The 12,177-nt window shown below is 73.7% G+C and carries 10 protein-coding genes; 1 reads left to right on the top strand and 9 read right to left on the bottom strand.

Translation table 11 applies throughout. The annotated features are described in order from the left end of the window. Nucleotides 1-74 precede the first annotated feature (74 nt). Nucleotides 75-1,154, bottom strand: coding sequence for a MerR family transcriptional regulator (locus OG254_RS15780; RefSeq protein WP_405582108.1), 1,080 nt, complete (start codon nucleotides 1,152-1,154; stop codon nucleotides 75-77). A 129-nt stretch (nucleotides 1,155-1,283) separates the two neighbouring features. Here OG254_RS15780 and OG254_RS15775 point away from each other — a divergent pair, with 129 nt between their 5' ends. Continuing rightward, entirely contained in the window at nucleotides 1,284-2,159 is an 876-nt protein-coding gene (locus OG254_RS15775) for a RimK family alpha-L-glutamate ligase (RefSeq protein WP_405582106.1), read from the top strand. Here the strand turns inward: OG254_RS15775 and OG254_RS15770 are convergent. From OG254_RS15770 to OG254_RS15735, 8 genes are read right to left on the bottom strand one after another with little or no spacing between them, the layout of a single operon-like run. Then, nucleotides 2,140-2,748, bottom strand: a complete 609-nt coding sequence (locus OG254_RS15770) for a hypothetical protein (RefSeq protein WP_405582104.1) — start codon at nucleotides 2,746-2,748, stop codon at nucleotides 2,140-2,142. The two genes, OG254_RS15775 and OG254_RS15770, sit on opposite strands and share 20 nt — an antisense overlap. Then, nucleotides 2,714-3,517: an FkbM family methyltransferase gene (locus tag OG254_RS15765; protein ID WP_405582101.1), complete on the bottom strand. Its 804-nt coding sequence runs from the start codon at nucleotides 3,515-3,517 to the stop codon at nucleotides 2,714-2,716. The genes OG254_RS15770 and OG254_RS15765 overlap by 35 nt, the downstream gene beginning before the upstream one ends. Nucleotides 3,518-3,530: 13 nt before the next feature. Next, nucleotides 3,531-3,761, bottom strand: a complete 231-nt coding sequence (locus tag OG254_RS15760; RefSeq protein ID WP_405582098.1) for a Trm112 family protein — start codon at nucleotides 3,759-3,761, stop codon at nucleotides 3,531-3,533. Further along, complete coding sequence (locus tag OG254_RS15755; RefSeq protein WP_405595016.1) at nucleotides 3,758-4,693, bottom strand: hypothetical protein; 936 nt, start codon at nucleotides 4,691-4,693, stop codon at nucleotides 3,758-3,760. Before OG254_RS15755 ends, OG254_RS15760 begins: the two co-directional genes overlap by 4 nt. 24 nt (nucleotides 4,694-4,717) lie before the next feature. Then, nucleotides 4,718-5,455 carry a methyltransferase domain-containing protein gene (locus OG254_RS15750; protein ID WP_405582095.1) on the bottom strand — a complete coding sequence of 246 codons (738 nt, stop codon included), beginning with the start codon at nucleotides 5,453-5,455 and terminating at the stop codon, nucleotides 4,718-4,720. Then, on the bottom strand, nucleotides 5,452-6,894 hold the full coding sequence (locus OG254_RS15745; protein ID WP_405582092.1) for a condensation protein: 1,443 nt from the start codon (nucleotides 6,892-6,894) through the stop codon (nucleotides 5,452-5,454). Before OG254_RS15745 ends, OG254_RS15750 begins: the two co-directional genes overlap by 4 nt. Continuing rightward, nucleotides 6,891-11,357 carry an alpha-(1->3)-arabinofuranosyltransferase family protein gene (locus tag OG254_RS15740; RefSeq protein WP_405582089.1) on the bottom strand — a complete coding sequence of 1,489 codons (4,467 nt, stop codon included), beginning with the start codon at nucleotides 11,355-11,357 and terminating at the stop codon, nucleotides 6,891-6,893. Before OG254_RS15740 ends, OG254_RS15745 begins: the two co-directional genes overlap by 4 nt. Further along, a complete protein-coding gene (locus OG254_RS15735; protein WP_405595013.1) occupies nucleotides 11,354-12,142 on the bottom strand; it encodes a class I SAM-dependent methyltransferase in 789 nt (262 codons plus the stop codon). The genes OG254_RS15740 and OG254_RS15735 overlap by 4 nt, the downstream gene beginning before the upstream one ends. Nucleotides 12,143-12,177 lie beyond the last annotated feature (35 nt).

Here is a 12,177-nt window from a genome sequence, read left to right as displayed (position 1 = left end):
TGCAGGGAAGGTAGCTTGATCAGACAAGTTACCGGTGCGGTGCGTCAACCTATTCACCGAACGGTCGGCCGGACTTAACGCGGGCCGGCCTCCCCCTCCACCACATCCGCCACCACACAACTGACGTTGTCCGGCCCGCCCGCCTCGTTCGCCGCGGCGACCAGGGCGTGGACGGCGGTGTCGGGGGCCTGGGCCGTGGTGAGGAGGTGGCGGATACGGGCGTCGGGGACGACCGAGGAGAGGCCGTCGGAGCAGAGCAGATAGCGGTCGCCGGGCTCGGCGTCCCGCAGGCGGAGGTCCACCGTCGCGGGCCCGGCCGCCGGGGGAAGAGCCTTCAGCAGCAGGGCGCGCTGGGGGTGGGTCGTCGCCTCCTCCGGCGTCAATCGGCCCTCGTCGATCAGCGACTGGACCACCGTGTGGTCGTCGGTGACGCGGAACAGGGCGCCGTCGCGCAGCAGATAGGCGCGGGAGTCGCCGATGTGGACCAGGGCGAGCCGGGAGCCCGTCCACAGCAGTGCCGTCAGGGTCGTACCGTCCCCCTCGTCGGCGTCCGTCGCGTCGCGGACCGCCTCTGTGGCGCCCCGCACCGCTTCCTCCAGCAGGTTCAGCACGTCGCCCGCCGGGAGTTCGGCCGTGTCCAGGAAGCGCAGCGCCTCCACCGCCGCGCTGCTCGCCTGCGCGCCCGCGGGGCCGCAGCCGTCGGCGACCGCGAGCAGCCGGGGGCCCGCGTAGGCGGTGTCCTGGTTGGCGGGGCGCACCCGGCCCTGGTCCGAGTGGGCGAAGTAGCGAAGCTCCAGCATGGTGGTGTCCTTCCTCGGTTCTGCGAGCAGTTGTCCGACGAGGAACCCGGCGAGATCCCGCCGCGCGGCCGTCTCCGCCTCCACCTGCGCCCAGTAGGCGCGGATCTCACGGGCGGCGTCGGCGGGACGCAGCGCGCACACCTGACGGATCCGGGCCAGCGGCATCCCCAGCCGCCGCAGCCATGCCACCAGCCTGGCCCGCTCCAACTGTGCGACGGCGTAGTACCGGTAGCCGGTGTCCGGGTCGACCCGGCCGGGCCTGAGCAGGTCCAGCTCGTCGTACAGTCGCAGCGCCTTCGGCGACAGCCGGCAGGCCTTCGCGAAGGCCCCGATCGTCAGCATGTCCTCGCGCATCGATCCCCTCCGGTTCCTCGCACCGATGCTGTGGCTTCACCAAAGGTGAAGGTCAAGCGGCTTGCTCCGGTTCCGCGAGCGCTTGTTAGCCTGCGTGCCGCACACCTGTCCGACCCGGAGGAGCCCGGCGTGCCCCGCATCGCACTCGTCACCTGCCGCCCCGCCCCCGAGATCAGCGTCGACCGCGACCTCCCCGTGCTGGTGCGGGCGCTGACGCAGGCCGGGGCCGAGGCCGACATCGTGTACTGGGACGATGCGACGGCCGACTGGGGCGGCTACGACCTCGCCGTGATCCGCTCCACCTGGGACTACAGCTGGCGTGCGGCGGAGTTCCTGGTGTGGGCGGAGCGGTGCGGGAAGGCGACCCGGCTCGCGAACCCGGCGGGGGTCGTGCGGTGGAACGCGGACAAGCGGTACCTCGGCGAGCTCGCCGAGGCCGGAGTGCCCGTCGTGCCCACCCGGTACTTCGCCCCCGGCGACGGCATCGACGGCCTCCCCGTCGACCACGAGTACGTGGTCAAGCCCACCTCCGGCGCGGGCGCCCGCTTCGCCGCCCGCTACACACCCGACGAGCACGACACGGCCGTACGGCAGCTCGCGCGGATGCATGCCGAGGGATTCACCGCGATGGTGCAGCCCTATATCGAGAGCATCGACGTCAGCGGCGAACGGGCGCTGCAGTTCTACGGCGGCCGCCTCCTGCACGCGAGCCGCAAGGGAGCCGTCCTCACCCCGGGCACGCCCTACGACGAGCGGAAGGTCGCCCACCCCGGCCTGGAGCCCTGGACCCCGACCCCGGCCGAACTCACCGTCGCCGAGCGTGCCCTGGCCGCCGTACCGGAGGCCGAGGAGCTGCTCTACGCGCGCGTGGACCTCGTCGACGGGGCGGACGGGCAGCCGCAGGTCATGGAGCTGGAGCTGGTCGAGCCGAACCTCTTCCTGTCGCTGCACCCGGCGTCCGTCCCGCGTGTGGTCGAGGCGATCCTCAACTCGGCTCGCCCCTGACCGCCACCCGCTGCAACAACCCCCAGCTGAACTCGGCGACCGCCTCCCGCCGTACGCCCTGCTCGTCCGGCGCGGTGAACGCCAGTCCCCACCGTGTCGGAGCCGTGCCCTCCAGCGGCCGGGCGGGGGCGAAGGCGCGGGCGGCCTCGTCGACCGTGCAGGACCAGGGGGTCAGGTCGGCGAGGGTGTGAAGGGCGGGGCCCTTCGCTCCCGGGGCGCGGACCAGCCACTCGTTCCACACCGCGCCGTTCGGGGCGAGCAGCACCTCGAAGCGCAGGGCGGGCCAGAGCGGGACCGGCCACAGCCAGGCCTCGCACTCCAGGTCGCCGACCTTGCGGGTGAGGACCGACTCGGGCGCGCCCAGCACCGAGCGGTACCGGGAGGCGGCCGCGCGCGCCCTCGGTGAGCGGAGCATCGCCTGCCACCGCTTGTTCGCCTCGCGCATCTCGGCGAGGGAGACGCCCAGTTCACGGCGGGCGTCCTCCACCAGGTCCGGATTGTGGTCGGCCATCCGGCGCAGCAGCACCAGCTGGAAGTCGCGGGGGGTGAAGGGGCTAGCGGGGTGCTTTGCGGAGGGCATGCGCTCCATCGTCGCCGATCGGGCGGCGGCCGTCGGGAAGAAAGAGGACCGAGTTGACGTACCGCGGGCCGCGGAAGGGCAGGACCCGGCGCAGCAGGCCCTGGGTGACGACGTACGAGGTCGCTTCCTGGTGGGCCTCCAGAGGGAAGCGGCTCAGGGGGACCCAGTCGCGGCCGGGCAGGACCCAGCCGTCGTAGCCGAGCAGGGAGAGGTATGTCAGCACCGGGGTGATCGGCTGGATGCGCGACTCCAGCTCGATGAACAGGGCGGGCCGGTCGCGGGCCAGGATGGCGGTCGCGCCGCGCAGCACCGCCAGCTCGCTGCCGTCCACGTCGACCTTGACGAACCCGACGTCCTTCAGGCCGAGTTCGTCGAGCGTGACACAGCTGACCGGCAGCGCCGTGGCATGGATGTCCCGGCGGACCAGGGAGGACACACCCCGGTCGCCCGCGTCGTGCGGCGGCAGCCAGAGCCGGGACGTGCCGGGGCGCTCGGCCGCCGCGGCCTGCACGACCCGGACGTTGGGCGGGGCCGTCGCGGCGAGGAGCCGCGCGAGGTGCGGGACCGGTTCCACGGTCACCACCCGGCGGGCCCGCCGCGACAGCCGCCGCGTCCACGGGCCGTACCACCCGCCGACGTCCACGGCCGTCCCGCACCCGGCGGGACACAGCTCCGCAAGGCGGGCCAGCTCCGGCTCGAAGCGCGGGTACACGGCCCGGGCGACGGCGGCGACCAGGCGGGTGGGCAACAGCGGGGCGATACGCGCGGCCAGGGTCATCGGGCCTTCCGTTTCATGGAGCCATCCGTTTGAGGAGTTCCTCGTGCTCGTCGTCGCGGACCTGCTCCCCGGAGGCGGGCAGCAGCTGCGGGATGCCGTCCACGATCGGGTAACGGCGGCGCAGCCGCGGGTTGTACAGCGCCTCGGACGCGTCCTCGGCCGCGTCCTCGGGCACGACGAGGTGCAGCGGCCCCTTGTCGAGCGGGCAGGCCAGGATCTGCAGCAGCGGGTCGTCGGGTTTCATGGTGGGGTCAACTCCTTGGCACCCATGGGGGGTTGTTGCGGAGACGGAGACGGTGCGGGCTGCGGGTCGTGCCGGGGCATCGACATCAGTACGGTGAGCGCGAGCGCCGTACCCGCCACCCGCAGCGCCAGCCGCAGCGGGTCCTCGGGCAGCGCCTCGCCGAACGACAGCGTGCCGAGCACGGCCGTGTACACGCAGGTCACCGTCGTGCACACCGGCACGATCAGCGAGGCCCGGCAGCGCTGCAGCGCCGCCTGCGACATGACCAGCCCGAACGCGCCGGTGAAGAGCAGGAGATACGGGTACGGCGAGCGCAGCAGGTCCAGCAGGGCGCCGCCCCATCCGCTCGTCGTCAGATGGCTCGACACCCCCTTGATCGCGAGGGAGCTGACCCCGTACAGCAGCCCCACCGCCACCCCGTACTCGACGCCGGTCGTCGGCAGCCGGTGCCGGTGGCGGGCCCTGCGCTCGGCGGAGCCGTACAGCCACACACCCGCCGCCAGCGACGGCACGCACACCAGCAGGATCAGCGGGTACGGGGCGGCCTGGCCGACCGTTTCCCCTCCACCCGGCCCTTCCCGCAGCGACAGCACGACCATCAGCAGCGCGGCGAGGATCGCGCCGAGCGCGTACCGCTCCCGCCCGCTGGTCTCCTCGCCCAGCAGCCGCGCGGACAGCAGCACGAGCAGGACGAGCCCGGAGACGAAGATGCCCTGCGCGGCGGCGATCGGCAGGGTGCGGTAGACGACGAGCTGGGCGGCGAACCCGGCGGCGAGGGCCACGGAACCCCCGATCCACAGCGGGCTGCCGAGCACCAGCCGCAGCAGCCGCGCGGGCCGGCGGATCGTCACCTCCGGGAGGGCGGTGAGCGCCCGTTTCTCCAGGACGAAACCGAGGCTGTACAGGGTGTTCGCCAACAGGGCCGCGGCCACTCCCCACCACATGGTCCCGGCCCCCTAGGTCCGTCGTGCGTGCAGCAGCAGGATCGACGCGAGGGGTGGTCTGGCACAGAGGAGCCGGTCGAGCGGGCGCAGCGGACGCGGTACACCGTGGAAGGGCGCCCCCGCCAGCCGTACGACCTCGAAGCCGGACGCGGCCACGAACTCCCGCAGCGCACGCGCGGTGTACAGCCGCAGATGCCCCACGACCTCCCGCCCCGGACGCCCGTGGATCGCCCGCAGGCTGACCTCCGAGAACACCGGCTGCACCCCGGCCAGCAGCAGGGCGCGGTTGTACCAGGCGGCCAGGTTCGGGGTGGAGAGCATGAGATGGCCGCCGGGGCGCAGTACGCGCCGGATCTCGTCCAGGGCGGCGTCCGGGTCGACGAGGTGCTCGATCACCTCGCTGAACAGCACGGCGTCGGCGGACCCGGCGCGCAACGGCAGCCCGCCGTCGGTGAGTTCACCGCGAACCGCGTACGGGATCCGGGTGCGGGCCCGGCGCAGGGCGTCCTGGGACCAGTCGATGCCGATGACGCGGTGGCCGGTCAGATAGGGGGCGGCGGTGGCGGCCGCGGTGCCGTCGCCGCAGCCGATGTCGATGATCGTGCGGGTACGTCCCGCGCTCCCCGGTCCCAGGGCCGCGGCGAGCATGCGGGCCTGGCGGCGGCTGCGGGGGGTGCCGGAGGCGACGGGGACGGCGGGGTTCTCGTAGAAGTCGCGGAGGTCCTTGGGGGGTGGGGCGGTCGTCGTCACGGGGTCACCTCCGTGGTGTGCAGGTGGTGCTCGAACAGGTCCCGCAGATGGGCGCCGTCGCCATGGCTGAGCAGGGTCCGCGACCAGCGCAGGGCGAGATGGAGGCGGCCCGCGGTGGAGGCGGTGGTGACGGTCAGGCCGCGCGGCATCCGGGCGGGCGCCGAGAACCACACGGCGTGCGCGCGGCCCGCCTCCGCGCCGAAGTCCAGGGCGTACGGGATACGGCCGATGTTGCTGAGCAGAGTCGTCGAGGTCCAGGGCGAGACGGCTCTGCGCAGGCCGCGGGTGAGGGCGGCGCGCCAGGCGACGGGGGCGACCGGGGCGGTCAGGAGGGCCGCTCCGTGGCCGAGCTGGGGTCGGGGGAGGGACTTCAGGGCGCGGGTGCGGGTGGCCGTGCGGTGCAGCAGGGCCGGCATGTCGGCGGGGGCGTGCGCGGCCAACTCCTCGGGAGTGAAGGGGACTTCGACCAGCCGGGTGCCGTTGCCGATGGGCATGGTGGCGTCCCGGGGGCGGTCGTCGACGGGCATGGTGATGCGCAGCGGGCGGGGCCGGGCGCCGTGCTCCCTGTTCCAGTGGGCGAGGGTGAGGGCGGTGGTGACCATGAGCTGGTCGTTGACCGTGTAGGGCGAGCCCTTGGGGCGGTGCGGCAGGGGGAGTTCCGTGACGAGCAGGCCGTTGCCCGGGTGGGGGTCCCCCCTGCTCGAACGAAGTTGAGAGCTTGGGGGAGGCTCGGGGGTGCCGGGCGCCACCCGCGCGGGGGGTGACCAGTTGGACGGGGTCTCCTCGGGCGGCGGCGGGGCCTGCGTCGTACGGACCGGTGCGGCCGCGGGGGAGTTGTCCCGGCCGCCGTAGAGCTCGGCGGCCGTGGCGAGGACGCGGAGGCAGGCGGGGCCGTCGAGGGCGGTGTGGTTGATGGTGAGGAACAGGACGGTGCCGTGCGGTCCGCCCGGCCGGGGAGCGGTCGGGCGCGAACTGCCGCGCCCCGCACCGGGCCCACCGACGGCGTCCGTCGCCTCGCTGCCCTCGACCGGCCCGCCTCCCTCCACCACCTCCAGCCTGATCGGCGGCGACAGGGACAACGGCGGCGCCTGCGTGAGCGCCCGGGTCCGGGCGTCCCGCAAGGCGTCCCGCCCCGCCGCCGCGAAGCTCACCACCTCCACGTCCGGCTCCGCCGTCAGCTCCCACTCGTACCGGCGCCGGTACCACCGCCCCGGCGCCTCCCGCATCAGAATCCGGGGATGCCGGCGCAGCGCCTCGCCGAAGGCCGCACGCAGGCGCCCCTCGTCCAGCCGCCCCGGCAGATGGACCTCGATATGGACGGTCTCCGGTTCCTCCTCCTGAAGACAGTGCCGGGCGACCTCGTCCACGACGGGGAAGGGGACCCGTGCCGGCGGCCGCAGGGGGCCTTCGGCGCGGGCGGGGTGTTGGAGTGCGGTCATGGGGTCTCGCCCTTCCCGAAGTCGTCCTTCCTGCCGGGGGCGGGGCCGGGGTCCGGTGCGTCCTGCGGGTCGGTCGCCCGTAGGCGCGGCTTGCGGGGGGCGATACGCGCGGTCGGTGGGTCGGGGTCCGGTGCGCCGGGGCCGCGTGCGGAGACGGTCGGCCCGGACGCGGACCGTGAGGCGGCCGCATCAGGTCCCGGCTCGGATTCGGACCGTGACGCGGCCGAACCAGGTCCCGGCTCGGTCCCCAGCGGACTTTGTCCCCGCACCCGCTGCGGCAACGGCTGCGTCGGCGCCTGCGGAGCACCGCCCGGAACACCGCCCCCGGCGACCGAAGCCGCTCCGACCGCCTGCTCCCGCACGCCCACCACACCCGCGAACAACCCGACCAGCGCCAGCACCTGGGCCGTGTGCCCGAACGCGCCGTCCCCGGCGCCCACCGGCTCCCCGGCCCCGACCGCCGCGGCGACGCCCGCCCCGGTGAGGGCGATGAAGGCGATCGGCACCAGCAGGGTGTGCCTGCGCCACGCCACCACCGTCAGCGCCGGCACCAGCAGCGCGAACCATCCGGCGACGAACACGCCCACCACCGTCACGGCCACCGTGCCGAGCCACAGCCCCGGCAGCGGCGCGGCGGCCTGTGGCTCGTCGGGGTTCGGCGTGCGCCGGCGCCACAGCACCAGCCCGGCCAGCAGCGCGACGGCGACCGCGCCGCCGATCAGCCCGGCCTCGTACGTCACCGCAGGCTCGTACGACAGCTCGACCCTGCCGCCGGTGCCCGCCGGGATCCGCCAGCCCTGCTGCCAGCCGTCCAGCCGGACCGGCGTCAGCTCCTTGCCGTTCAGCTTGGCGTGCCAGCCGTCGTTGAAGTTCTCGTACATCGTCAGGTAGCTCGCCGCGCCGGTGCCGACGGCCACCGTGCGGCGGTCGCCGAGCCAGTCCCGTATCGCGAGGTCGCGTCCCGTGGTCGTGGCCTCGGCGACCGTGCCACGGGTCAGCGTCACACCGGTCAGCGCGAGCGGCCCGGCGTCCCCGGCCTCCACCCGGTGCTCCCCGGCGGGCAGCCGCAACTCGGCGTCGTCCCGCCCCTGTTGGCAGAGCGTCACCTCCACCTGGCGCCGCTGCACCAGATCGCTCACGGTCCCGCGCACACTCGTCCGGTACAGCTCCCCGTCCACCGAGACGACCGGCCCCTTGCCGCACGGCAGCGAGAACGGCCGGGAGTCCCTCGGCTGCGGGGTCCGGTACTGGTCGAGGGCCGGGATGTAGGCCTCCGTGAGGCCGACCGGCAGCTGCAGGTCCTCGTCCACCACCGGGTTGTGGAGGGTCAGCGGGGCCGTCTCGGTGATGGTGACGTCCATACGGTCGGTGGTGATCGGCGGGAAGCGGACGTTGCCGTTCTCGTCCACGCCCGCGATGGCCGCGCCGTCCGGGGAGCTGATGTGCACCTCGGTGGGACGGGTCGCGAGCCCACCGGCCGGCGCCAGCACGATCTCCCCGACCGCCTGCTTGCCGGGCCAGCGCAGATGGATCGTCGGCCGGTCGCCCGCGATCCACGCCGTGGTGAGGTCGCCGTCGGTGAGGTTGCGCGGCGACAGCCCCGCTCCCAGCCGCGCCGTGGAGTCGGCGGTCGCGACGATCCGGTTGGCCTGCTCCGGCGCCACCTCGTACAGCAGCTCGTCCAGCTCCTCGCCCGCGACCGGCACCGCACTCGCCCGCATCTCGTACGTCCCCGCGGTGGAGGTGGTGAAGCGCCGGTGCAGGCCGGCCTCCGTGCCGGTCGCCGACAGGCCGGTCGGGTCGGCCGTACGGGACAGCGAGACGATCTCGGCGGCGGCGCCGGAGTCGACGGCGTCCGTCGGCAGCCGGAGCAGCCGGGTCACCTGCACGTCCGGCAGCGCGATCTCGGAGAAGCCCGCCCCGGTCAGCCCGGCCTGCCGGGCCACGGAGTCCGTGATCGTCAGCCGCATCCAACTCGTCGCGCCCGCAGGCGCCTTGACGCTCTGGGCCGTACCGTCCGGCCGCAGGAAGCTGCTCACCGCCCCCTTCTGCGTCTCCACCCGCACCCGCGTCGGCGCCGCCCGCACCGCCTCCTGCGGCAACGGCGTCACCTTGAACGACGACGGCATGTCGTACGACCCGCCCGCGAAGGAGATCCGCAGCCACTCACCGACCGGCGAGCCCTCCGAACCCTCGGTCCACGCCGTGTCCGGGTTCCCGTCGAAGGCGTTCACCGGGTCGAACTGCGGGAGATGGAAGAGCCAGCTGCCGTACGAGGACGCCGTCACCGACTTCGCCCCGCGCAGCTCGGCCACCGTCTGGCGGCCGAGGCCGGTCGTGGGCAGGATCTGGTGCGGCTTCTCGCCCGCGTCCTGGGCGGCGTCCGGCGCGTTGCGCTCGCCGCGGGTGTACGTGTACGACGTGTTGGCGTTGACGAGCCCGAACCGCGTGTCCGCGCGCCGCAGCCCGTCGCCGGTCACCTGCACCTGCGGCGAGCCGAGCCCGGGGTGGTTGTCGCCGGTCAGCACGCTTGCCCGGCCCCGCAGTTCGGAGGCCAGCGGCAGCAGCGTCTCCGGACCGCCGGAGACGACGGCGGTGTCGGCGACCGGCTGGAGCCCGGCCTGGTGCGGACGCGGCACGTCCTCGCCGGCCGGCTGGTAGATCTCCACCGCCCGCTGCCGTGGAGAGAGCCCCTCCACCTGGAGCGGGGTGCCCTCGGCGATCCGTCCGCCGGTCATCACCGGCCCGATGCCGGTGACCCGCCGGTACCCGGACTGCTCCAGGGTCCGCTTCACGGTCGTGGTCGGGACGGCGCCGATCTGGTCGGGGTCGAGGTCGTTGCGGACCACGACGTAGTACACGCCCGCCCGGCTCAGATAGTCCGCGAGCCCCGGCACCTCGCCCCCGCTCATCAGGGCCTGCTCGACGGCGTCCATCGCGCGCCGGTTGCCGGGCGTGCCGAAGGGGACGTAGTCGCGCTGGGCCCAGCGCGAGTCGGCGAGGACGTCGAGGGGCTGGTCGATGGTCGAGCCCCAGGTGTAGATGCCGTGCGCGGTCGCCGGGACGACGAGGGCGCGGGCGTCGGGGGAGTACTTCTCCATCCAGTCGGCCGTGGACTGCCAGTACTTGGGGATCTCCTTGAAGGAACCCGGGCTGAGGATCGAGCCGTTGAGATACGGCCACATCAGGCCCGGCAGCACCAGCACGGCCGCGATCAGCGCGGCGAACCGCCGCCCCGGCACCGGCCGCGCCCCGCGCGCCTGGGCCGCCACGCCCACCAGATGGGCGAGGCCCAGCACCAGCGCCAGGGCGAGCCCCGTCTGGAACTTGTAGATGTTCCGGAAGGGGACCAGGCCGCCGTTCAGCCAGTCCCGCACGACCCCGTGGAAGGGGGCGCCGAACGCCCCGCCGTACCCGGCGAGCAGAATCAGCGCCACCGTCACCACGGTCAGCACCAGCCACCGCCGCTCCGGCATGTCCCGCCGGGCAAGACCCGCGAGCCCCAGCCCGGCGGCGAGCGCCGAACAGACGATCACGACGACGGACGCGGCGACGGTCCAGCCGGCCGGCAGCCAGGCCTCACCGAAGTGCAGATAGGCGACCCAGTTCCCGGCCCCGCGCAGGGCCTCCGTCGCCGACATGGTCTCGGTGGTGGTCTGCGAACTCTCCACGTAGGGAAGGAAGTTCTCCCCGTACGTGCCGAGCAGCAGCAGCGGGACCACCCACCAGGCGGTCGCCAGGATCACCCCCGGCACCCACCACCCGATCAGCTTGCGCTGCCGCGGCCCGGGGGGCCGGGACAGCAGATACAGCCCGACGGGCAGCAGCGAGGCCAGCGTCGAGGCCGCGTTGACACCGCCCATGAAGGGGATGACCAGCGCCGAGCGCAGCGCGGCGACCCGGGCGGTGTACCGCTCGTCGGTCAGCGGCAGCAGCACCCACGGCAGGAACGCCCCCGGCAGCGCGGCGGCCGACGTGGACCCCACGACGATCGTGAAGACCGGCCACAGCGCATAGGCGACCGCCGCCACCAGCCGCGACCCGCCACTGCCCACCCGAAGCCGCTCCGCCAGCCGCAGCGCACCCCAGAAGGCGACCGACACGATGAGCGACAGCCACAGCCGCTCCGCCAGCCACACCGGCAGCCGTACGACGTCGGCCAGCCAGTAGAACGGCAGCATCGGCCACAGATAGCCCGCGTACTGGTCCTGGATCCCGCCGAAACCGCCCTCGTCGTGCCACAGCTGCCCGAGGTCGGCCAGGAACTGCCCCGGGTCGACGGTCACACCCAGCTTGGTGTCGAAGGTCTGCCGCCCCGGCTGCACCGCCAGGAACAGCACGAACACCACGGCCCAGAACCCCAGCAGCCAGCGCCGCGAGCGCGGCCCCTCCGGCGGGCCCGAGGCGGGCGCGGAGGTGGGCACGGCCGCCGGGGGAGGAGCCTGGACCGTGGTCGTCGTCATGGTGGACACCGCCTGAGGATGAGGAGGAGGTTCCAGGTGGCGAACTCGCGTATGCCGGGCGCCTTCACGACGGCTTCCGCGAGGAACGGCCAGTAGCGGGAGCGCGCCGAGACGACCGCCACGTCGTCACGGGCACGGACCTGCCGCAGGGTGGTGCCGATGTGCACGGCGAAGAGGTTCTCGCCGAGGGTGTGCTTGGCGGCCCGCCCGGTACGACGCGAAAAGCGGGCGCGGGCCCGCTCGGCGCCGAGGTAGTGCCAAGGGGCCCACTCGTGGCCGCCCCAGGGGGACAGCCAGTTGGTGAACGACACATAGATCAGCCCGCCGGGCCGCGTCACCCGCGCCAGCTCACTGAGAAAGGTCTGCGGATCGGCCACATGCTCCAGCACATTGGAGGAGAAGGTGACGTCCGCGACGCCGTCACGCAGGGGCAACAGATACCCGTCGGCGACGACGGCCCCCTCGGGCGGCTTCTCGCCGAGCTCGCGGAGATCCGGTTCGAAGAGGTACGCGTAGGCGCCCCGCTGCCGGAACTCCTCGGTGAAGTACCCACTGCCGCCGCCGACATCGACGACGACTCGCCCGCCGACGGATCCGTCGTAGGCCTCGACCTGATCGACGGCGTCGCGGGCGAGAAGCGAATAGCAGGCTTCGGGGTCGTCCTGTTCATGCATGAACGCACGAAAGAGGGCAAGAGACCGTCGAAAGGAGGGGTCCTTGACGGCTCGGGGCTGTGCAACTGGCCTATAGGGGCGCGGGGAACTGCGCGACCAGCCACGACGCACCTGCAGTCGCGAGACGGCCTCACCGACACGGCGAA

The sequence above is a fragment of the Streptomyces sp. NBC_01092 genome, assembly GCF_045039535.1.
Taxonomy (GTDB): Bacteria; Actinomycetota; Actinomycetes; order Streptomycetales; family Streptomycetaceae; genus Streptomyces.
This window is presented reverse-complemented; position numbering and strand designations above follow the sequence as displayed.